Annotated in this window: 22 protein-coding genes; 14 read left to right on the top strand and 8 right to left on the bottom strand. The window is 63.0% G+C overall.

Annotated features, from left to right (window positions below):
* The 3 genes from KDB67_RS18950 to KDB67_RS18940 form a co-directional block, all read left to right on the top strand.
* Positions 1 to 685: HNH endonuclease signature motif containing protein (locus tag KDB67_RS18950; protein ID WP_291019198.1), on the top strand; the 685-nt coding region annotated here is incomplete at its 5' end.
* Positions 686 to 753: 68 nt separating this feature from the next.
* Positions 754 to 1,131, top strand: a complete 378-nt coding sequence (locus KDB67_RS18945; protein ID WP_291019196.1) for a helix-turn-helix domain-containing protein — start codon at positions 754 to 756, stop codon at positions 1,129 to 1,131.
* Positions 1,128 to 1,685 (top strand): PIN domain-containing protein, encoded by a 558-nt coding sequence (locus tag KDB67_RS18940; RefSeq protein ID WP_291019194.1) that lies wholly within the window; start codon positions 1,128 to 1,130, stop codon positions 1,683 to 1,685. Before KDB67_RS18945 ends, KDB67_RS18940 begins: the two co-directional genes overlap by 4 nt.
* 127 nt (positions 1,686 to 1,812) lie before the next feature.
* Here the strand turns inward: KDB67_RS18940 and KDB67_RS18935 are convergent, their stop codons facing one another.
* From KDB67_RS18935 to KDB67_RS18920, 4 genes are all read right to left on the bottom strand, one after another.
* The gene (locus KDB67_RS18935; protein ID WP_291019192.1) at positions 1,813 to 3,579 is read right to left on the bottom strand and encodes a DUF262 domain-containing HNH endonuclease family protein; all 1,767 of its coding nucleotides are present in this window, start codon (positions 3,577 to 3,579) and stop codon (positions 1,813 to 1,815) included.
* Between the two features lie 141 nt (positions 3,580 to 3,720).
* Complete coding sequence (locus tag KDB67_RS18930; RefSeq protein WP_291019189.1) at positions 3,721 to 4,053, bottom strand: hypothetical protein; 333 nt, start codon at positions 4,051 to 4,053, stop codon at positions 3,721 to 3,723.
* Positions 4,054 to 4,092: 39 nt separating this feature from the next.
* Positions 4,093 to 7,179, bottom strand: a complete 3,087-nt coding sequence (locus KDB67_RS18925; RefSeq protein ID WP_291019187.1) for a DUF3427 domain-containing protein — start codon at positions 7,177 to 7,179, stop codon at positions 4,093 to 4,095.
* Between the two features lie 65 nt (positions 7,180 to 7,244).
* Positions 7,245 to 8,102, bottom strand: a complete 858-nt coding sequence (locus KDB67_RS18920) for a DUF3883 domain-containing protein (RefSeq protein ID WP_291019185.1) — start codon at positions 8,100 to 8,102, stop codon at positions 7,245 to 7,247.
* Positions 8,103 to 8,267: 165 nt separating this feature from the next.
* Here KDB67_RS18920 and KDB67_RS18915 point away from each other — a divergent pair, with 165 nt between their 5' ends.
* The gene (locus KDB67_RS18915) at positions 8,268 to 8,696 is read left to right on the top strand and encodes a hypothetical protein (RefSeq protein ID WP_291019183.1); all 429 of its coding nucleotides are present in this window, start codon (positions 8,268 to 8,270) and stop codon (positions 8,694 to 8,696) included.
* 65 nt (positions 8,697 to 8,761) lie between these two features.
* Here KDB67_RS18915 and KDB67_RS18910 read toward each other — a convergent pair whose 3' ends face one another.
* Both KDB67_RS18910 and KDB67_RS18905 read right to left on the bottom strand, forming a co-directional pair.
* Entirely contained in the window at positions 8,762 to 9,232 is a 471-nt protein-coding gene (locus KDB67_RS18910; RefSeq protein WP_291019180.1) for a hypothetical protein, read from the bottom strand.
* Positions 9,233 to 9,307: 75 nt separating this feature from the next.
* The gene (locus KDB67_RS18905; RefSeq protein WP_291019177.1) at positions 9,308 to 9,667 is read right to left on the bottom strand and encodes a hypothetical protein; all 360 of its coding nucleotides are present in this window, start codon (positions 9,665 to 9,667) and stop codon (positions 9,308 to 9,310) included.
* Between the two features lie 859 nt (positions 9,668 to 10,526).
* Between KDB67_RS18905 and KDB67_RS18900 the strand changes: the two genes are divergently transcribed.
* The 4 genes from KDB67_RS18900 (at position 10,527) to KDB67_RS18885 (ending at position 15,309) form a co-directional block, all read left to right on the top strand.
* Positions 10,527 to 10,910, top strand: coding sequence for a LuxR C-terminal-related transcriptional regulator (locus KDB67_RS18900; RefSeq protein ID WP_291019174.1), 384 nt, complete (start codon positions 10,527 to 10,529; stop codon positions 10,908 to 10,910).
* Between the two features lie 198 nt (positions 10,911 to 11,108).
* On the top strand, positions 11,109 to 12,521 hold the full coding sequence (locus tag KDB67_RS18895; RefSeq protein WP_291019171.1) for an NAD(P)/FAD-dependent oxidoreductase: 1,413 nt from the start codon (positions 11,109 to 11,111) through the stop codon (positions 12,519 to 12,521).
* Positions 12,522 to 12,601: 80 nt separating this feature from the next.
* Positions 12,602 to 13,309 (top strand): ATP-binding cassette domain-containing protein, encoded by a 708-nt coding sequence (locus KDB67_RS18890; protein ID WP_291019165.1) that lies wholly within the window; start codon positions 12,602 to 12,604, stop codon positions 13,307 to 13,309.
* A complete protein-coding gene (locus KDB67_RS18885; protein ID WP_291019154.1) occupies positions 13,309 to 15,309 on the top strand; it encodes a YhgE/Pip domain-containing protein in 2,001 nt (666 codons plus the stop codon). The genes KDB67_RS18890 and KDB67_RS18885 overlap by 1 nt, the downstream gene beginning before the upstream one ends.
* Before the next feature lies 1 nt (position 15,310).
* On the opposite strand, the gene KDB67_RS18880 is transcribed toward KDB67_RS18885, so the two are convergent.
* Positions 15,311 to 16,120: a sulfite exporter TauE/SafE family protein gene (locus KDB67_RS18880; protein WP_291019151.1), complete on the bottom strand. Its 810-nt coding sequence runs from the start codon at positions 16,118 to 16,120 to the stop codon at positions 15,311 to 15,313.
* A gap of 43 nt (positions 16,121 to 16,163) precedes the next feature.
* Positions 16,164 to 16,607 carry a DUF5313 family protein gene (locus tag KDB67_RS18875; RefSeq protein WP_291019148.1) on the bottom strand — a complete coding sequence of 148 codons (444 nt, stop codon included), beginning with the start codon at positions 16,605 to 16,607 and terminating at the stop codon, positions 16,164 to 16,166.
* Between the two features lie 107 nt (positions 16,608 to 16,714).
* On the opposite strand from KDB67_RS18875, the gene KDB67_RS18870 reads away from it, so the two are divergent.
* The 6 genes from KDB67_RS18870 to KDB67_RS18845 all read left to right on the top strand — a co-directional run bounded on the left by KDB67_RS18870 (position 16,715) and on the right by KDB67_RS18845 (position 20,486).
* The gene (locus KDB67_RS18870) at positions 16,715 to 17,194 is read left to right on the top strand and encodes a MarR family transcriptional regulator (protein ID WP_291019145.1); all 480 of its coding nucleotides are present in this window, start codon (positions 16,715 to 16,717) and stop codon (positions 17,192 to 17,194) included.
* A gap of 34 nt (positions 17,195 to 17,228) precedes the next feature.
* The gene (locus tag KDB67_RS18865) at positions 17,229 to 17,726 is read left to right on the top strand and encodes a hypothetical protein (RefSeq protein WP_291019143.1); all 498 of its coding nucleotides are present in this window, start codon (positions 17,229 to 17,231) and stop codon (positions 17,724 to 17,726) included.
* A gap of 66 nt (positions 17,727 to 17,792) precedes the next feature.
* Positions 17,793 to 18,320 carry a DUF1697 domain-containing protein gene (locus KDB67_RS18860; RefSeq protein ID WP_291019141.1) on the top strand — a complete coding sequence of 176 codons (528 nt, stop codon included), beginning with the start codon at positions 17,793 to 17,795 and terminating at the stop codon, positions 18,318 to 18,320.
* A gap of 57 nt (positions 18,321 to 18,377) precedes the next feature.
* Positions 18,378 to 18,860 carry a ribonuclease HI gene (gene rnhA, locus KDB67_RS18855; protein ID WP_291019140.1) on the top strand — a complete coding sequence of 161 codons (483 nt, stop codon included), beginning with the start codon at positions 18,378 to 18,380 and terminating at the stop codon, positions 18,858 to 18,860.
* 11 nt (positions 18,861 to 18,871) lie between these two features.
* Complete coding sequence (locus KDB67_RS18850) at positions 18,872 to 19,786, top strand: D-isomer specific 2-hydroxyacid dehydrogenase family protein (protein ID WP_291019138.1); 915 nt, start codon at positions 18,872 to 18,874, stop codon at positions 19,784 to 19,786.
* 19 nt (positions 19,787 to 19,805) lie between these two features.
* Positions 19,806 to 20,486, top strand: a complete 681-nt coding sequence (locus tag KDB67_RS18845) for a hypothetical protein (RefSeq protein WP_291019136.1) — start codon at positions 19,806 to 19,808, stop codon at positions 20,484 to 20,486.
* Positions 20,487 to 20,492: the final 6 nt, after the last annotated feature.

Raw genomic sequence — 20,492 nt, 5'->3', positions numbered from 1 at the left:
TGCTCCCGCCGCCGACCGCTCGCGACGGCACTCGATCGACGGATGCGGTGTCGACGGATGCGGTTCGGGTGCACGCCCGGTGTTTCACATCGTGGTCAACCTGTCGACCCTGCTCGGCCTGGACAACGACCCGGGCTTTCTCGACGGCCACGGCATCATCGACGCCGCCACCCTGCGCACGATGGTCGTCGAAGCCGAACGCAGCTACCTCAACACCCACACCAAGCAAGCCGACCGGCAGCCCACCAGGTACACCCCCAGCAAGAAGCTGATCAACCTGGTCAAGGCAGGGGAGTTGTGCTGCACCTTCCCCGGCTGCAACTCCCCGGTCTGGAAAGCCGACATCGACCACACCACTCCCTTCGACCACCGCAACCCCACCCAAGGCGGTCAAACAGTCCTCACCAACCTCAAACCACTCTGCCGCTTCCACCACCGCATCAAGACGTTCACGAGCTGGCAGGACTACCAAGACGACCTAGGCCACGGCTGGTTCCAATCCCCCACCGGCCACGAGTTCCACGCCGCCTTCTTCACTGGCCGCACCCTGTTCCCTGGCCTCATCCCACACCGCGACCCCGACCACCCCGCCCGAGCATCCCTCGACACCGCCCGCCAGAAACGGATCACCAAACTGGCCGACGACCAGCGCAAATGGGACGAAGCCAACCCGCCACCGTTTTGAGCTGCGTCGGAGCCCCGGCCCCGCGTACACTTAGAGCACTTAGCCGGGTATGGCCTCCAGGAGATGATATGAGCCACTCACTGACCGAGGACGTCGAGGCTTTGCGTTTAGAACTGGCCGGTGATCAGCCGGAGATCGAGGTAACGCTGCGCCTCCCCCGCGAAAGCGCCAAGAAGGTGCTGGCGTTGCTCGACGCCGAGCAAACCACCGGAGCCCTCGTCATCCCCGCCAAACACGAGTTCACCACCACTGAGGCAGCAAAGCTCCTCGGGATGTCCAGGCCGACGCTGATGCGGATGATTGAACGCAAACGCATCGAGTTCCGCATGGTCGGCAAGCATCACCGCATCCCTGCCTCGTCGATCCAGAAAATGCGCGAGTTCCTCGACGAGGACCATATGGCAGTCGTCGCCGACCTGGCGAACAAGTACGGGAACCTCGATTGAACCTGTCGGTCACTCTCGCCGACGCGAACATACTGATCTCGCGGACACTGCGCGACTACGTCGTCTACTCCGCGAAACTGGGAGTACTCGACATCCATTGGAGCGAGCCGATTCTCGAGGAGACCACCCGCAACCTCATCAAGCAGTTCAACTTCACCCCCGAGGCAGCGGACATCTTGGTCGACCGACTGTCGGCGTATCTGCCGACCGCGTTGGTCGAGATCAACAAGCGTGAGGAGGCGCGAGTCGCAAAGGTCGACATGGATCCCAAGGACAGACATGTCCTGGCTGCGGCACTCTCAGCGGATGCTGACGTGCTGCTGACACAGAACGTCCGCCATTTTCCGAAGGATTGGATGGCCAAGCGAGGTATCCGCCTGGTCGACGCCGGAACCCTCCTGCGGCACCTCGCGTCAGCCCATCCCGACAGCCTTCGCGACGCACACCGCATGGGCGTCAACTCGCGTCCACAGACATCCGAACAAGTCCTCGCCATTCTCGCGAACATCACCAACCCGCAAGTCGCGGCAATTGTCCGTGAAGTCGTCAGCTGAGAAGCGAAAACCGTTCGTAGTTCTACAGACTGATCTGACAGGAGGCGTCCTCGTGGTGCATGATGTGCAGGTGGTCACACGCCAAGCAACTCGACCTGGCGGGCCGCTTCGCGAGGCGGGGGCGAGGTTACAGCGAGGTGGCACGATGGCGGTGTCGGTAATCAACGCCGGAAGCAACCTGTGGCCGATCTTGAAGCTGCCATTCAGAGTAGAGGGTTTGCAAGAGCTCAGGCTGCCTATGTTCAAGTACCTTCGTGTCCCACTTTGCATGACCCAGGACCTGGGTGGTCAGGGCGAAGGTTGCCACGCCGGTCTTTCCGGTGAAGTACTGCGTCTTCTTTTTGTCGAAGTCAAAGTTTTGCGAAGCCGAGTTCTTCGACCTACTAAGTAGGACGAGATTCGCAAGCCGATGTGTCCACAGTTCGCGATCACTGTTGCTGAAAGTCTTGGTCCACTGTGAGCGTGCCGTGGGATTCTGTGGCAGTACGTGCTCGATCGTGATCTTCTTCTCGTCCGACCACACCGACTTGATATCAGCGAGGCTTTCGTCGAGTCGGAGGAGGATGTACCTACAACTATTCGCGTGGAGGTAGACGTCGCCGTCCAAGATCTCTCTGGTATTGCGAATCTCGGCTGAACTGAGTTGTAGGGCAGGCGAGGCGAGTCCTAAACCCTTCTCGTCAAGATCCCGCAGGACCTCTGCGTATCGCTGCGCCCTCGGCGTTGCGTATACACGCCGGATCAGCATGCTGGCAGCAAGTCGCTCCAGGAGTCGGAGTATGTCTGCTAGCCATGGGGGGTTGTCGCCTTGTGAATGAAGTGCCCACAGCGCCACCGGACGCCAATCGCTATTGTTGATTCGGTTCAGCCTTCGCAGCCAGGAGTTTACTTCGTCGGCGCCTGCGGCGCCTGATTCGTAGGAGGAATTGCAGATTTGCTTGTAAGCTTCCGAGTAAGGCTGCAAGACTTGATCGACGAACTCCGTGGACCGTCCGGTCTTGATGTAGGAGTTGAGAACTTGCCGGGGGAATTCGCTGAGGATTACCTTTTGGGGTCGTTGTTTTGTGTGGATTGTTCGGATGTGACCGAACAGGTCTTTGAAGTCGCTACGGCCGAGAAATGCCTCAGCATCTTCCCATTTCTCCGCATATTTCTTGCGTGTATCATCCGAGTCGATCGACCCGACGAGCTGTGACTTGAAAATATCGGTAGGTTCCAAGTTGAGGCCACGAGCATTCATCACGCTGAATATGCGATATGCGCTGTCGAGATCGGTCGTTGTAACTACAACCATCAGTGTGCGAATGCTGAGAAGCGTCGACAGTTGCTCGCGCCGCGATTCTGGCCACGAATCGGATTGGAGCTGTTTGCGGAATTCCAGGGTATTGTCGCGGATTGCGCGCAATGAATCTCGCGACACGTAATGGTCGCTCATAGATTCCATCTGAACCGTTGAGCCAGGCTTCTGTACGTTGGAAGCAAAGAATTCGGCGTCGCGTGGCCGGAGTGCGAGGCGCGGTTTTTCAACCCGCCCGTGAAGCTGACTCCCAGGTTCTTCGATCATGAGAGCGAGTTCGCTGGCGAATCGGGGATTGGTGGATAGATCGCGAAGTGTGGCGAGCAAGATAGTCAGTGTGGTGAGTCGCTGTTGCCCGTCAATGACGTCTGCTTCTGGGTTCTTCTCGTCTTTGACCAGTACGATCGATCCAAGGAAATATGGTTCGTCGTCCTCTCGGTCTAGCGCTTCGCTGAGGTCATCGAGGAGCTGACGGGCGTGTTCAGGCTGCCATGAGTACGGCCGTTGGTACTCGGGAATTCTGAAGTCGAAATCGCGATTGAAGACCTTCGAAAGCTCGAGCTCGTGGGCGCTTAATTGGGCATTACCCGTCATCATTAGGCAATTTCTCCTACGTAGTGCCGCAACGTGGTTCGACGCGAACAGGCGGTATTATGCCACATCATTGTGTGGAGTTCTAGTGCTGTCGCCCGAACGGCTGAACTGACAGACCGACTGGTCGTTCGGAAGGAGCGAAAATCAGTCATTGAACCGGATCTCGTGCTCGTACTGACACTGTTCGGAGACTTCGGCCCAGTCGAGGCCCATCGCATCTGCGAGATGGTGCAGGTCGTTGACCATGTCACGCATCGCGGTGAACACCGACTCGTTGCGATAGGTTCCTGTGAACTTTGCGTACGCAGTGAGACCGACGCTGGCGAAGCCTGCACGGTCGTGGTTTTCAACGCCATTCAGTATGTAGTCGGCGGGTTCCTGCAGTCCGCAGACTATTTCCATGTCGTCGAATCCAGGGCCGTGGTCGTCGAACTTCGCCGTCGTGAGAGTCGGGATGCGGAACGGGGTGTCGGTCACGGGTGAGCCTTTCGTGTGTCGGGGAGTGGGAACGGGGCGCTACTCGCCCACGATGGAACCGCTTGCGAACACATCGGCCGGCATGGGGCGGCGTAGCCTCCAGGTGACGGAGATGGGGCGTTCGCCGCGGTGGCTGACGTAGTCGACTGGCCCGAGCAGGATGAACGGGTCCGCGCCATAGAGTCCGTTCGTGCGGTCACGAACGAACAGCAGTACGTTGACCCCGTTGGTTCGTTGGTCGAGCCAACGGCGGCCACGGTCAGAGTTGGCAGCAGTGTTGTTGGGCGATTCCCAGTGGAAGGTTTCGCGAGAAACGGGGAAATCGCGGTACATTGTCGCTGGACTGAACTCCGATTCGTCTTTGTGGAGGGTTACGAACAGAGATTCGAACTGGCCGATACCGACAGCACCTCCAGCCTGACCTCGAGCCTTCCTTTCAGAGTTTGCGAAACCTATTGCTGCGAGCACCTCTTCCTTACGGTAGGTCGCATGTGAGTAGAGGGGGCATGAGTCGCCCAGATCCTGCAATGATTTAGGGATGTGGTTGATGCTCGCGGTGGCGACAGCCAGGACTTGGTCGATCTCAGAGCAGATCGCCGGGTGGTTGCGGAGATGAGCGAACCCAGTCTCGTAGGAATCAAATCCACCGCGATCAGACCATAGGGTGAAGAAGAGCATGCGGGCGTACGCCTGGTCCCGCTCGGAAAGATTCGTGTACTCCGGGCAATCGGCCGACGCGAGCGTACGGTACGCGGTGATCCGTTCCAGGTCATCGACGTGGGCGAGGGCTCGGACCCGTTTGAGAAGCGAGGCTTCGGCTGGACCTGCGGCGGGTGTGTCGATGCCTGCGTCGCGCAGCAAGGGTGTCCACGCTCTGGTGCTACTGCCGGTGCCTGCGTAGATGTCGGAGAGCTCGCCGCGAGTCTTGGCGAGATAGTCCGACAATATGGGTTCGCCTGTGGAACGCACAGACTCGACGAGCGCGCGGCGTTGGTTCGTGGGAAGCTGCCGTCGAATCGAATTGAGCACAATCTCTTGCGATTGCCGATCGAGGACGAGACGACTCGCGCCAGGCAGGAACGGGAAGCCGCCCTCCACCTCGTCGACGAGGTGCTTGTAGTGCGCGCCGGTAAGGGCACTGAAACGCGGAGCGAAGTTGAACTCAGTACGCTGGTGGCCGATGAAATCGAGAACGGTCAACACAGCCTTGGTGGCGCTCCGCCGTAGTCCTCGACCGAGCTGTTGAAGAAACACTGTTGCGCTCTGCGTTGGCCGGAGCATCAGGAGGGTATCGACATTGGGAATGTCGATACCCTCGTTGAAAATGTCGACGGCGAAGAGGCACTGGACCTTGCCGTTCCCCAGGTCGGCGAATGCCTGAGCGCGTTCCTCGCGTGGCGTATTCGCGGACAGGGCCACAGATGCGATTCCTTGCTTGGTGAACGAGTCTGCCATGTAGTGGGCGTGAGCGATCGACACGCAAAACCCAAGGGCGCGCATGACCTTTGGGTACGCAATGTAGTCGCGAACTGCGTTGAGAATCAATCGAGTTCGCGCTTCATTGCCGGTGTACAGGTTCTCGAGCGCAGCGACCTGGTAGTCGCCACCCGACCACGTGACGTCACGTAGGTCGGTGTTGTCGGCGATCCCGTAATAGTGGAATGGGCACAGTAGGTCTTGTTCGAGGGCGTTCCACAGCCGCAGCTCGTAGGTGGCTTGCCCATCGAACCAGCCGAGGATGTCGGCGCCGTCGCTGCGCTCTGGGGTAGCCGTAAGGCCAAGCAATTCGCTCGGTGTGACGCGGGACAGTAGCGACCGGTACGTTTCGGCTGCCGCGTGATGGAATTCGTCGATGACAATGACATCGAAGTGGGTAGCGTCAAAATCTCTGGCTCCGCGTGAGCTCAGAGATTGGACGCTTGCGAACACATGGGTCCACTCCGACGGCTTGTGTCCGTCGACGTAGAGCTCGCCAAAGTTTCCGTCACCCAACACTTCCCGATACTTGCGGAGGGATTGCTCAAGGATCTCCTTACGGTGCGCGACGACCAGCAGTGAAAGGCGTCGTCCGGCTGCATCGCAGAGATTCTGGTAGTCGAGTGCTGCGACGACCGTCTTGCCCGTGCCTGTTGCTGCCACGACGAGGTTGCGGTGTCGGTCGTGGACAACGCGGGCGACTTCGAGCGCTTCGAGGATCCGTTCTTGGTGTGGATAGGGGCGAACATCCAGACCAGACACCGTGAGAGCATCGCGAGATGTGCCTTGGCCGCCCGCCTCGCGAAGTGCGCGGTCGAGGAGATCAGAGTCAGACTCTGGATCGTACTGCTTGAAAGCAGGGTCATCCCAATAGGTATCGAAGGTCGCTTCAAATTTCCGGGTCAAAGCGGGGGTTGCGACGCTCGAGATCCGAACGTTCCATTCAAGGCCGTCGACCATCGCCGACCGGGACAAGTTGGAACTGCCGACATACCCAGTATCGAACCCTGAGTTTCGGCGGAACAGCCACGCCTTCGCATGGAGCCGGGTCGATGCCGTCTCGTAGCGGATGCGAACCTCGGCGCCGTATTTTGTCACCAGTTCATCGACCGCGCGCTGTTCGGTCGCCCCGCGGTATGTCGTGGTGACGACGCGCAGCTTCACGCCGCGCTCGCGTAGCCGTGCGAGCTCACGTCCGATGACCGCGACGCCAGCAAACCGAATGAACGCGCAGAGCAGATCGACGTGGTCGGCGCTCTCCAGTTCGCGACCGATTTCGCTTGCCATGTTCGGCTCGTCGCGCGTGTTGGTTAGAAGCGCAACGTCGGACAGTGGCGTTTCTGGCCGTCGTGGGGGCGCCTGTCCGGCCAGGCTGAGCGCGGTAAGGTGCGCAGATTCGGAAATATCGTCACCGTCGGAGTGGCCAAGGCCAGCGACGATGTCGTTAACGACGGCGATCCGTTCCCCGGAACCCCTGACGTGAGCGAGGTGACGCTCGACCGCCGAAGCGACATGGCGCGCGAGCACATGCGGCTCGTCGCCTTCGGCCAGCGGCCGGTACTCGGGTTCAAGCTCCGTGCGAGCGACAGAACTCTGCAGCCGCTGCGTGTGGAGCGACTCGTAGATGCCCGGCGCGAGGGGTTCAGTCACAGGTGCGAGTAGACCATAACCGTCTGACATGTGGTGCCCGCCGCCTGGACGGTGCCGCGATGAGATCAGTCGACTCGGGCCAGGTACGTTTCGGCGTTGAGTTGGCAGTGGTCGCTGATGTGGCCAGAGAGGATGAAGTGCTTGGGCTCCTCACGAAACTCGAAAACTCGGTATAGGTGGTAGATATCGGAATCGGCTCTCGATCGGTCCAGTTCATTGCGACTAACGTAGAAGGGCGTCCGGATTTCGAAGGATGTCGTCTTCACCTCGATGAGACGTTCGCGGCCATCTACCTCAAATGAGTGGATGTCGTATCCAAGGCCATCACCGGCCGTTTGTGACACGTGCTCAACTCGGTTGCTGAGCTTTTGTTGTCCGGCCTCCCACAGTCGACGTATCTCCATCTCGACAACGTGTTTTTCACCGGCTTCCCCCAGTGAACGGTTCCTGGCTTCGATTGCAAAGTAGTCACGTTTCGCGGCGCTGAACGTTGGTGTGTCGTGGAAGCCATGGGATATTGTTGTCGGTGCTGGTGGACTGACCGCTCGCCACACGATGTCGCCTGGGATCGCTCCGACAGGTGGTACTACGGCAGGTCGGCTCACGATATCCTCGACGGCTGCTCGGAGTGATTCGTTTGTCAATAGTTGCTTTGATACCTCGTCAACTAATATCCGATGGTAGTTCTTCGCAGGCTTGTATCCCGGATGGTGCGGGTATCCGAGTTCCAGCATGACGGCGCTAATATTATGCCACTTGTACTTTACCGCCTTATCTGTTCGCCCATTTAAGTTGGCGGCAAGCGTCCGCGCGCGTTCCGCCTTGTTGTACTTTTGCCCGTTGAATTCAAGCGCCATCATGTAGAGATAGTCGGCGACGCATGCCTCAACCTCCGAAGCAGACCATGTTTCGTTCGCTGGCACTGTTCACCTTCCGCCCGGTGTCCATTACTTGACCATATGTGATTGGTGGGGTCCTGGTGGATGCTCGCGGGGACGCGGCGTCGGTCGGACGCTGGACGCCTTGTCCCAGCCCCGGGATATTCTCGCATGACTACTGAGTTGGCAACTACGGAGCAAGGAGCAGAAATGCGGATGAAAGATGTGGTGGCGGTCCTCGCGGGCGTCGTGGTGGGTATGTCCGGGGTATTCGTGGCGGCGGGTGAGGCGCGGGCGTCGTCGGGTGCGCAGGCTGTGCTGTGGCCCGATCGGCCGAGTGATTGCCCGAGCAGGATATGTACTGAGGGTGGATGGGTCGTCACCGGGCCGACGCTCAAGGCCGTGCTCGTGGGCGTCGACAAGTGGCGTATGGGAGCACCCAAGAAGGTTGCCATCGACAAGTGTGTCGGTGCGCGTACCGGGGTGACGCGGTCACAATGCGATGACATGGGCTTCCAGGCTGTTGCGCAGAGGATGACGGAGAACCCGGGGCGGATGCGCGCGTATGTGAAAGCGCATCCGAAAAGTCGTGCCGCGGCTTCGGGTTGGGTTCAAGGGCAGTACTGGGTGACCGGGTAATTGCCGTCAGGGTCACCGGACCATTCGTGATCCTCGCTCCCGGCGTCGCGTCGGCTGCATGAGGTCTACCTGCGGGTGGGCCGTCGCTTCTTGGCGGAGGCTGCGGTTTCGGTGACGGGTTCACGGGTCCATCGGAAGTCGGCTTGTGCCGTGGCACCGCTTGCATACCCCTCCGCGGTGGTGCGCCAGCCGGTCACCCGCGACAGTAGCGTTCCGTACGTACCGAGATCGGCGGCGCTCCATAGGTGCTTGGACACGTCGTCGATGCAATTTTTCTGCTCGACGGCCGACAGGAGTGCGAACCACGGGTAGAGGGAGTCGAATGCCGTGGTCAGGTTGCCGTCGGAACTCAGTGTGGCCCGCAGCAGTGACGATGCCAGCGCGATGCCCTTCTCCTGTTGTTCGAGGTCGTCGGCGCGCATGAGAATGAGGTCGTCGGCGTCGCGGCGCGTGATGTGGACCGGCCCCTCGTCGGTGAGGGCGACGACGTCGCGGGGGCGGCGCAGGAGTTCGGTGAAGGTTTCGGTGGCGACCATGCGAACATACTAGCGGTCTGATAAACCTTTGACAAAGTCTTGTAATCGAACTAGTGTTCGTCTAAGTTGGCCGCCCTATAGCTCGCGGATGGTCTGGTAGAGGCACTCCAGGCGAGCGAGCGTTTCCTGCTGCACCTCGATGATCGCTTCGAGCTCATCGAGTACCTGGGCCTTGGTGTCGTCGGCCGATGCTGAGGTGTCCTCGTCTTGGACGAGGGTGATCAGCCGCAGGAGTCGGGTCGACGATTCGGCGGGCGCGGCCTCGGGGGCAGAGGTTGTTTCGGTGGTCCGCATCCTGGAATCGTCGTGCATCGCCTGGGCGAGGGCGGCATCGCCCAGGTGGGCGACGGGTGGGTACGGTCGTGCGGCGCTGCCGGGCGACACTGCGCTGCCGGGCGACACTGTGCTGCCTGTCGAACTATCCGGCGCGGACATGTGACTCCCCTCGAATATCAACCTTCTGCGGTGGGGCCGACGCTACGAGGCTCCCCCAACGACTCGATGCTCGCAGATTAGTTGGTCACTCGTCCAATTGGAGGACGAATCGGAAGAATGACACGAATGTTACTTGCTTGCCGTGCGGAACCGGGCGTCCGGGATCAAACCGTTCGGTGGGGTCGACGTCGTCGCGAGCGCGCCCTGAAAGCGGTTCTACCTGCATGTTCTCGCTTGGTGAACGTGGTTACCTCACGCTGCGGTAAGCAACTGTCGAGGTTGAAGAATCTGTTGAAATATGGCCTGCATTTGTCGATTGTTACTCCGTTTGGGGGACATGGGTATTTGTCGGAACAAAGGGTGGAATCCGATTCGCGCAGGACTATTCAGAACCATGAAGTCAGATTTTCATGATTACGCAGCATGTGGGGTATGGACCTTGTGTCGGGACACCTCGGCCGGAAGGGTTCCGGTCGTGGGGGTGCCGGACCGGTGGTGTCCGCCGCCGGCGTGGGCCGGGACTGTAGACCGGAGGGTGTATCGACGGCCGCCCGGCGTCCGACTATCGTCGGGTGCCAGACAGGCGTTACACGAAGCCTTCCGTCCATATCGCGAGGCTGCTACCGCGTAGGCGTGAGTCGTGAAAAGTGCCTAAAGACCCTGATTTTGGGCAATTTTCCACTTAGTTCAGGTAACGGTGCCACCAGTACTGGTGTCGCACGTTTTATCGTCTATACGCACAGGTAGTTGTTGGCATATATTCAGGTTCGCGGCGGGGGGCTTTGCTTTCACACATCGTCGGGTTGCTGATGCGAATCGGTCGTCTGGGCGATGCCGAGCCTGGATGTAGGAGAAACAGATGACAGCTTCGCTCGTGTCCCACGGCCCCGTCGCCCATCCTGCCCTGCCTGGTGCGCGACCGCTGATCGGTCATGGTTTGGCCTCTCCGCGCCTCAGTGTCCGCGAGGTGGAGATCCTGGCCACCTGGCTCGTCTGCGACACCAAGGTGGAAGTGGCCGACCAACTGTTCGTCACCGTCGCCACCGTGCGCACGCACCTGGCCCGGATCCGGTCCAAGTATCGGGAGGTCGGCCGCCCCGCGGGAACCAAGATCGCGTTGCTGATCCGCGCCGTCGAAGACGGCTACTGCACGCTCGACGACATCGCCGACAAGCTCGACTTCGGGGCGCAGGACGAGGACGACGACATGCCCACCACGCCCTTGGTGGCCGTCGCCCGCTGACCGCCACGCGCACTGAACGCCCACGCTCACAGAACACCGCTGCCACCACCGACGCATCCGCAAAGCCGGATGCGTCGGTCGTGTTACTTGTATTAGCATCGGCAGTGCGACTGGCGTAGCCGGAGTACCGGCATGGAGCGTATTTCGACGATGGCATCGACCGCCTGGGTGCCGCCGATGAACCGAAAGGATGCGCCCATGTCAGCGAAGGCAGTACGACCCACGGACGCGGCCGGCACACCGGCACGCCATCACGTCGTCGTCATCGGCTCCGGATTCGGTGGCCTCACCGCCGCCCGTGAACTGGCCAAAACCGACGTCGACGTCACGGTGATCGCCAAGACGACCCATCACCTGTTCCAGCCGCTGCTGTACCAGGTGGCCACCGGCATCATCTCCGAAGGCCAGATCGCGCCGCCGTTCCGGGTGGTGCGGCGCAAGCAGAAGAACCTGACCGTGGTCCTCGGCGAGGTCGAGGACATCGACATCGCCGGTAAGACGGTCACCTCGCGGCTCCTCGAACGAGTCACCACCACCCCCTACGACAGCATCATCATCGCCGCCGGCGCCGGGCAGTCGTACTTCGGCAACGACCGGTTCGCCGAGTTCGCACCCGGCCTCAAGACCATCGATGACGCGCTCGAGCTGCGCGGCCGCATCCTCGGCGCGTTCGAACAGGCCGAACTGTCCGACGACGAGGAAGAACGGGACCGGCTGCTGACCTTCGTCGTCGTCGGTGCGGGCGCCACCGGCGTCGAGATGGCGGGTCAGATCGCCGAGATGGCACGCAAGACGCTCAAAGGCACCTTCCGAAACATCGACTCCACCACCGCGCGGGTCATCCTGCTCGACGGCGCACCCGTCGTCCTGCCGCCGTACGGGGGCAAGCTCAGCCAGAAGGCCGCCGAGAAACTCGCCAAGCTCGGCGTCGAGGTGCAGCTCGGCGCGATGGTCGTCGACATGGACTACGACGGCCTCGTGGTCAAGGACGCGGACACATCGGGCTCAGGCGGCACCACCCGCCGTATCGAAAGCCAGTGCAAGGTATGGTCGGCGGGTGTCGCCGCCAGCCCCCTCGGCAAGCTGCTCGCCGCACAGAGCGAGGTGGAGCTCGACCGCGCCGGCCGCGTGAAAGTGCTTCCCGACCTGACGATTCCGGGCCACCCCAACGTATTCGTGGTGGGCGACATGGCTTTTGTCGACGGCGTCCCGGGTATGGCGCAGGGTGCGATCCAGGGAGCCCGCTACGCCACCGACGCGATCAAGGCCGGATTATCCGGTGCCCCGGTGGAATCGCGGAAACCGTTCAGCTACTGGGACAAAGGCTCGATGGCCACCATCGCCCGGTTCAGTGCCGTCGCGCAGATCCCGATCCCCGGTACCAAGAAGAAGATCGAGCTAGCCGGCTTCCTCGCCTGGCTCGGTTGGCTGTTCCTGCACCTGATGTACCTCGTCGGGCACCGCAGCCGGTTCACCACCTTCATCGACTGGACCCTCGCGTTCACCACCCGGTCCCGTAGCCAGCTCGCGATCACCGAGCAGCAGGTGTTCGGGCGCACCGCATTGCAGCAGTTGGAGCAGCGGTCGGGTGAGGGTAAGGAAGTAGCCTGACACCCACGCCGGTTTCTCCGGATCGATCGTGATGCGCGATAGTGAACGTCGTCAGCTGCGATCAGATAACGGAGGTGCTGATGGCCGCGTCGGCGATCACCGCACGTGCGATCACCCAGTCCGGGCCGTGGGGGCCGGTGTACGGGCCCCTCGACCTCGACATACCCGAAGGCGGGCTGAACGTGTTGGTGGGGCCCGCGGGCAGCGGCCGCACCGCCCTGCTGATGACGCTGGCCGGCCGGATGAAGGCACGCAGCGGTGACCTCGACGTCCTCGGTGAATCCGCGCCCCGCCGGATCTTCCGCCGGGCCGGGATGGTGGGTGTCGAAGGGCTCGACGCCGTCTATGAATCGGTGCGCGTCGTTGACATCCTGACCGAACAGATCCGCTGGGACGCGCCCTGGTACACGCTGGTGCGCCGGGCGCGCACCGACGACCTGAGGCGGGTGTGCGGGCCGGTGTTCGGGGACCTGCCACTGCCCGACCTCGATGAATACGTCGAAGAGCTGCCCGAACTGGACGGGCTGCTGCTGCGGATCGCGCTCGGCAACACCCGTAGACCCCCGCTGCTGGTGGTCGGGGCCGTCGACCAGGTGGCCAACGCGCGCGATCAGCGGCTGCTGGTGGAGCGGCTCGTCGCGCTGGGCACCACGCAGACGGTGATCACCGCATCCGCCAACCCGCTGCCACCCGCCGTCGGCTGGCGCACCCAGACCACGGTGCCCAACCTGATCCGGCATCAACTTCTGATCGACCAACTTGACGCAACCCGGGAAGGTGGTCGCTGATGCTGGCCGGAATGTCGCTGGGCACCGAGATCAGGCGGTACTCGCGGGGCACACTGCCCAGGATCGCCGTCATCACGATGGTGCTGTTGCCGCTGCTGTACGGTGCGCTGTACCTGTGGGCGTTCTGGAATCCGTTCGGCGAGGTCAACAAGATGCCCGCCGCGCTGGTCAACCTGGACGAGGGTGCGGTCAACGGCGGTAAGAAAATCAACGCCGGCGATCAAGTGGCGGCGGCGCTGAAGTCGTCCGGACAGCTCAACCTCACCGAGATGTCGGCCGAGGATGCCCGGCGTGGCGTCGCCGACGGCAAGTATTACTTCTCGATCACACTGCCCGAGGACTTCTCCGCGGCCGTCGTCTCCCCGAACACCGCCAACCCGCATAAAGCGTTGCTGCAGTTCACCTTCAACGACGCCAACAGCTACCTCGCCAGCGTCATCGGGCAGAACGCGGCCCGAGAGGTGCTCGCGAAAGTCGGCGACACCATCGGACAGCAGTCCGTCGACCAGGTGCTCGTGGGCCTGACCACCGCGGGCAAGGGCATCGACAAGGCGTCGGCCGGCGCGAAGCTGCTCGCGACCAACCTGGCAACAGCGGATTCGGCTGCGCAGCAACTCGCTTCGGGATCCAAACTGCTCGCCGACAACCTGGCCACCGCCCGCGACGGCAGTGCGCAACTGCAAGCCGGATCGGCCGAACTGGCAGCCGGGGTGGAGTCGGCGACCGGGCCACTGCTGGGAATTATCAATCAGCTTCAGAGTTCGGGAGTGAAACCGTCGTCGTATGTGACTACGGCGCAACAACTGAGCACCGAATTGTCCCCGGTTCTCGACAGTCTTTCGCTTGCCGGGTCGGCGCAGGGGGAGGCGCTGCGATCGGTGCGGCAGATCATCACCTTCCTCAAACTCGACCCGAACCCGGCCGTCCGCAACGCGGCCAAAACCCTTGCACCGGTGGAGAAATTCCTGTCGACGCAGGGGCTGAGCCCGCAGACCACCGCCCGGATCGACGGTCTGAAGCAGACGAGTACGACGCTGACGACGCAGCTGTCCGATCCCGGGGTCACGTCGATGCTCTCGATGCTCGAAAGCGGAGACCTCACCACTCAGGTCACCAGGTTGCGCGACGGATCGGCCCAACTGAAGACCGGCATCGACACTCTCGCAGGCGGTCTCACGCAACTCGCCGCGGGCGGAACACAACTCGCCGACGGGGCAGGGCAACTCGCCGCGGGTACACCGCAACTCAAGGCGGGCGCCGAACAACTCGCCGCCGGACTGGCCGACGGCGCCAAACAGGTACCCAAATGGTCCGATCAGCAGCGGATCGGAACAGCCCAGACGTTGTCGTCGCCGGTCGCTCTCGACATGTTCCACGACAACGAGGCACCCAACTTCGGGTCCGGATTCGCGCCGTTCTTCATGACGCTGGCCCTGTTCATCGGGGCGATGCTGATCTGGATGATCCTCAAGCCGTTGCAGTCCCGGCCCATCGTCAACGGCGTCAGCGCCATCCGTACCGTTCTCAGCTCCTACTGGCCCGCACTGCTGATCGCCGTCGGCCAGGGCCTGGTCATGTACCTCGTGGTGCACTTCGGGCTCGGGCTCGACGTCGCGCACGTCGCCGGTGCCATCGCATTCGTGATTCTCATCGGCGCAACGTATCTGGCGATCATCCAGATGTTCAACGCGATATTCGGGATACCCGTCGGTCGCGTCCTGACGCTGGCATTCCTGATGGTGCAGATGGTGTCGTCGGGTGGTATCTATCCGGTGGAGACCACCGCCAGACCGTTCCAGATCCTGCACCCGTTCGACCCGATGACCTACGCCGTCAACGGGATGCGCCAACTCATCAACGGCGGCGTCGACGAGCGTCTTCCTATCGCGGTGGCGGTGCTGCTCGGGTTGCTGTTGGCCGCACTCGCGGTCAGCTCGTGGGCGGCGAGGCGCAACCGGGTGTACACGATGGACCGGTTGTATCCGCCGATCGAGGTGTGAGTCAGCTGAGCAGGAGCCGGACCAGGCCGATGAGGCCGACCACGACGATCGTCGCGCGTAATGCGGTGGGGGACAGGCGACGTCCGTAGCGGGCGCCCAGGACCCCGCCGATCAGTGAGCCTGCGGCGATGAGTCCGGCTGCGGCCCAACTGATCCGGTCGAACGCGGTGATCGTGTAGGTGACCGCGGCCACCACGTTCACGACGAGCGACAGCAGATTCTTGACCGCGTTCATACGCTGCAGATCGTCGGGCACGATGACGCCGAGGGCGGCGATCAGCATGATGCCCTGCGCCGCGGTGAAGTAGCCGCCGTAGATGCCGATGAGGAACGTGGCCGCGATCATCGCGGTGATCCGCAGCGGCGTCATCGGTAGCCGATGATGGTCGGTGCGTTCCTCGGCGACGGCCCGGACGTCGAAACCGGTGCGTGCGGCCACCCAGCGCTGGATGCGGGGCTGCGTCACCACCAGGATCAGCGCGGCCACCAGCAGGATCGGGACCACCGCCTCGAACACCGACTCCGGCAGATGCAGCAGCAGCCAGCAGCCGACGAGCGCACCGAAGAACGACGCCGGTATCTGCCACTTGAGCTGCTGCCACTGCCCGGCCAGCTCGCGCCGATACCCCCACGTGCCCGACACACCACCCGCGACCAGGCCGATCGCGTTCGAGATGGTGGCGGTGACCGGGGCGTAACCGAACGCCACCAGCGTCGGGAACGTGATGAGCGTGCCGCTGCCGACCAGCGTGTTGATGGCGCCGGCACCCAGGCCTGCGGCGAAGATGGCGAGGATCTCGGCGATGGTCATGCCCTACACGGTGGCATGGTCGACACCGGTGGGTGCAGCGGGGTCAGTCTGTCGTCGCGTCGCGGTGCCGGTGGATCGCCTGGTAGGCGTCGCGGTCGGCGTCGACCTCACGTTGGCGGCGCTGGGTGAGCGTGGTGCCGCCGAGGCCGTTCTTCTGCAGTCGCCGACTGCGGTTCTGGGGCATGTAGGAGACGGAGAAGATGAGCGCCAGGGAGGCGCCGAGCGCGACCATCGCCAGGCGGATGCCCACCTCGCCGGGGAAGGCGAAGTACAGGATCAGGTAAAGCGGCAGGAAGCTGAACTGGCTGCGCAGCAGGTGACGGGGGACGGCGAAGCGTCCGGTGAGGTCGTTGTACACCCACGAGCGGTTGCGCTCCGGAAGCCGTGCACCGTACGCGTAGGCGATCCAACGCAGCGGGTTGGGGCGGTGGATCGGATCGTTGCGTCCGTCGTTCGCCGGTGCGGTGCCGGCTTCTGGGCTGGTCATTGGAGTCCCTTTGTGATCGTGGGTTAATTGATCGTGCACTATCAAATATCACACAGCCGGCTGGTCGATTCAATCGTGTGCGATCTAATTCACGTAGGATGATTCGCATGGCCGCCGCGATCCCTGTTGATGAGAACCCGCTCCTACTCGAACGCCAGGTGTGTTTCGCACTCGCCGTCGCCAACCGGTCGGTGCTGCGGATCTACCGCCGGTTGCTCGACCCGCTCGGCCTCACCCACCCGCAGTACCTGGTGATGTTGGCGCTGTGGGAGTCCGAACCGAGGGCCGTCAAGGACATCGGACGCGTTCTGCAACTCGACTCGGCCACCCTGTCGCCGCTGCTCAAACGGCTGGAGGCGAACGGGCTCATCGAGCGCCGCCGACGCGGTGACGACGAACGCAACGTCGACATCGTCCTCACCGACACCGGTCGCGACCTGCGGGAGCAGGCCCTCGCGATCCCGCCGGCCGTCGTCGACGCGCTCGGTGTCGACTGGGACGATCTCATCGAACTGCACTCCGTACTGACCAAGGTGAACGCGGCCGCGTTGCGTGCCGAGCAGAAGAGGCCGGGCGGCGGCGACTAAGGTCGATGGGGAACTCGAACAGGGAGGCGCGTCGATGTCGACGGTAGCGATAGTGGTCATTGTCGTGGTGGCGGTGGCGGCGCTGTTCTTGCTCATCGGGGTGGTGTGGTTCGCCTACGACTCCAACAAACGGGTCCGCGACTTCGCCCACTCCACCGACCTGATCCCCGGCAAAGCGGGCCGTGCCCCGCAATCATGGACCACCGACACCTCACGAGAAGCGCTGCTGCATCAGCGGATCCGCTACGCCATGCTCGATGTCCACCAGAACCCCGCGCTGCCGCACGATGATTCACTCGTCGCCGCCCGGGACCGCCTCGATGACGCCGCCTTCGCACTCGACGACCGCCTGATCGCGGTCTCGGCGACCGCCGACGGGGACGACCACGACGACGCGCTCGCGCGGGCCGAAAAGGCGATCAAAGCGCTCGAAAAGCTCCCCAAGAAACTCTGGGAAGCCCCCACCGACCAGCAACTCGAAGACTTGACCCGGGTCACCGACGCCCTCCGCGCGGGTGCGGCGATCGAATGATCAATGCGGAATTCCGGTGCCAGTATGTGGCACCAGAATTCCGGATAGATGTGGGATGCTGGTGCGATGTCGCGGCGGGTTGTGCTTATCAGGGCGGTGAATGTCGGGGGGACCGCGAAGTTGCCGATGGCGGAGCTGCGGGATGTCGCGCAGTCGCTGGGCGCTTCGGATGTGTCCACCTACATCGCGTCGGGAAATCTGTTCTGTGTTCCGCCGGGCGATCCGGCCGAGTTCGATCGGGCCCTGGAATCGGCGATCGAGACCCGGTACGGGTACTTTCGCGAAGTCATCAGCCGGTCCATCGACGAACTGCGTGCCGCGGTCGACGCGCATCCCTTCGAGGTGGTCGACGAGAAACTCAACTATCTGTACCCGCTGACAGGCACACCGGAGCCGGAGAAGGTACAAGCCTTGGTGGCAAAGCCATTTGACGACACCCGGATCGAGGTCATCGGCGCTGATCTGCACATCCGCTACGGCGTGGGGGTCGCGGCATCGAAGCTGACACCACCGCTGATCGCCAGGACGCTCGGGGTCACCGGGACGGGCCGCAACTGGCGCACCGTCGGCAAACTCATCGAGCTCGCCGGGTAGTTCACAGCCCGTTCCGCGAGGCGCTCGCAGGGCCGAAGGTTGGGTAACCTACCTGTCGTGGTGAACGAACAGGAACCGGCGGCGACGGCCGGAGAAGCGGCGAGCGTCGTCGAAATATCAACGGACGGTGCTTGTCTGGGGAATCCGGGGCCCGGTGGGTGGGGTGTGATCATGCGCTGGCGGGGGCAGGAGAAGCGGCTGTCGGGGGGCGTGGAACACACCACCAACAATCAGATGGAATTAACCGCGGCGATCGAAGGTCTTGCGGCGTTGACCAGGCCGTCTAGCGTTGTTCTGTACACCGACTCCAGTTATGTCCGCAACGGCATCATGGCGTGGGTGAAAGGCTGGCAGGCCAACGGGTGGCAGACCAAGGACCGCAAGCCGGTCAAGAACGCCGACCTGTGGCGCAAGCTGGTCGAGGAGGAGAAGCGTCACGACGTGACGTGGAAATGGGTGAAGGGGCACAACGGCGATCACTACAACGAGATCGCCGATGACCTGGCGACCAGCGCCGCGCGGGAGATCGCGGGGCGCTGAAGGAGTTGACAGTGAGTGAAGTGACGGTGGCGATCGAGCCGGAGCGCGATCCGCATCTGGTAGCGGCTGTCGAGGGGGCCGGGGGTCGGGTCGTGCCGTTGGATCAGGCGCGGGTGCTGGTGTGGATCGGGGCCGGGCCGGGCGGCTTTCCCGAACTGACCGACGATATCGAGTGGGTGGCGCTCAAGACGGCGGGCATCGAGGCGTTCGTAGGTGCGGGCGTGATCGACGCCAAACGACTGTGGACCAATGCGTCGGGGTTCTACGCCGAAGGGGTCGCCGAACACGCGCTGGCGCTGCTGCTGGCCGGGCTGCGGCAGATCAACACGTCGGTGTTGCGGCACTGGGACAAACAACCCATCGATACCGGGGTGCGGACGCTGCGCGGGGCGAGAGTCGCGATCGTCGGGGCCGGTGGGATCGGGGCGTCGCTCATTCCGCGGCTGACGGCGTGCGGGGCGTCGACGATCGCGGTGAACCGGTCGGGACGGCCCGTCGAGGGTGCGGCTTTGACGCTGCCCGCCGACCGGCTCGACGAGGTGTGGGCGCAGACCGATCATGTGGTGCTCGCAGCGCCGTCGACACCGGAAACCCGGCACCTCATCAACGAACGCAGCCTCGCCGCGCTGCCGGATCACGCGTGGATCGTGAACGTGGCCCGCGGCCCGCTCATCGACCAGAAAGCGCTGTACAACGCGCTGCGCGACGGGGTGATCGCCGGGGCCGCGCTGGATGTGACCGACCCCGAACCGCCGTCGCCCGACGACCCGCTGTGGTCGCTGCCGAACGTCATCATCACCCCGCACATCGCCAACCCGGCGTCGGGTCTGACCCGTGAGATGGCACCGTTCCTCGCCGAGAACGTGCGGCGCTTCACAGCCGGGGAGGCGCTGATAGCCCCGGTGAGTGCCGACCGCGACTACTGACTACACGTAAGGTCAAGGTGTGGGCCCGCTGTTCAGCTTTCTCTCCAGCTACTGGTGGCTGGTATTTCCGTTCGCCGCGATCGTCGGCGGGTGGGGCAAAGCGGTCGCGGCATACAGCGAGCGACGGCGCCGGGACAAGATCGAACTGGCCCGCATCGAGGCGGAAGCGGCGCAGCGCGCGGTGGCGACCTCGGCGCCGCCGCGGGTGCGGCAACTCGCCAAGACGATGGCCACCCACGACAAGGTGAACGACCGCTGGTTCTCCTACGAGATGGACCTGGCCACGCTGATCGACTTCCCGATGCTGATCGACCTGCGCGAACCGCTCACCGAGGCATTCCACCGGGCCCGGGTTCGTGCCGACACCCTACGTCCCGCCGAACCCGACGACTTCGATGACCCGGCCGACATCGAACGCTACCGGGACGCCGTACGGGAATATGTGGTGTCGTTCGAGGCCGCCGAACGCGAGGCTCGCCGTCGTCGGGACAGCGGCTTCACCGCCGACGAGCGGGAATCGCTGAACCGGGCCCGAAAACTGACCGCCACCGCCTCCGACGAGGGTGCCACTCCGGCCGAACGGCAGGCTGCCTACCGCAAACTCCGCGACGAACTGCGCGGCATCATCGACGTTCCGGGCGCGGCCGGTGAACACATCGAACGGTCGATCGCCCTCGCGATCGAACGCGGCCGGGACTGAGCGGTG

The organism is Gordonia sp. (in: high G+C Gram-positive bacteria), from assembly GCF_020438995.1.
Taxonomy (GTDB): domain Bacteria; phylum Actinomycetota; class Actinomycetes; order Mycobacteriales; family Mycobacteriaceae; genus Gordonia.
Note: the sequence above shows the minus strand (reverse complement) of the source record. Positions and strands in the feature narration are given on the sequence as shown.

Excerpts from the sequence above, each read along its gene's own strand:
- KDB67_RS18945 (WP_291019196.1), top strand. The coding sequence starts at position 754 with ATGAGCCACTCACTGACCGAGGACGTCGAGGCTTTGCGTTTAGAACTG.
- KDB67_RS18935 (WP_291019192.1), bottom strand. The coding sequence starts at position 3,579 with ATGATGACGGGTAATGCCCAATTAAGCGCCCACGAGCTCGAGCTTTCG.
- KDB67_RS18915 (WP_291019183.1), top strand. The coding sequence starts at position 8,268 with ATGCGGATGAAAGATGTGGTGGCGGTCCTCGCGGGCGTCGTGGTGGGT.
- KDB67_RS18910 (WP_291019180.1), bottom strand. The coding sequence starts at position 9,232 with ATGGTCGCCACCGAAACCTTCACCGAACTCCTGCGCCGCCCCCGCGAC.
- KDB67_RS18905 (WP_291019177.1), bottom strand. The coding sequence starts at position 9,667 with ATGTCCGCGCCGGATAGTTCGACAGGCAGCACAGTGTCGCCCGGCAGC.
- KDB67_RS18900 (WP_291019174.1), top strand. The coding sequence starts at position 10,527 with ATGACAGCTTCGCTCGTGTCCCACGGCCCCGTCGCCCATCCTGCCCTG.
- KDB67_RS18895 (WP_291019171.1), top strand. The coding sequence starts at position 11,109 with ATGTCAGCGAAGGCAGTACGACCCACGGACGCGGCCGGCACACCGGCA.
- KDB67_RS18890 (WP_291019165.1), top strand. The coding sequence starts at position 12,602 with ATGGCCGCGTCGGCGATCACCGCACGTGCGATCACCCAGTCCGGGCCG.
- KDB67_RS18885 (WP_291019154.1), top strand. The coding sequence starts at position 13,309 with ATGCTGGCCGGAATGTCGCTGGGCACCGAGATCAGGCGGTACTCGCGG.
- KDB67_RS18880 (WP_291019151.1), bottom strand. The coding sequence starts at position 16,120 with ATGACCATCGCCGAGATCCTCGCCATCTTCGCCGCAGGCCTGGGTGCC.
- KDB67_RS18875 (WP_291019148.1), bottom strand. The coding sequence starts at position 16,607 with ATGACCAGCCCAGAAGCCGGCACCGCACCGGCGAACGACGGACGCAAC.
- KDB67_RS18870 (WP_291019145.1), top strand. The coding sequence starts at position 16,715 with ATGGCCGCCGCGATCCCTGTTGATGAGAACCCGCTCCTACTCGAACGC.
- KDB67_RS18865 (WP_291019143.1), top strand. The coding sequence starts at position 17,229 with ATGTCGACGGTAGCGATAGTGGTCATTGTCGTGGTGGCGGTGGCGGCG.
- KDB67_RS18860 (WP_291019141.1), top strand. The coding sequence starts at position 17,793 with ATGTCGCGGCGGGTTGTGCTTATCAGGGCGGTGAATGTCGGGGGGACC.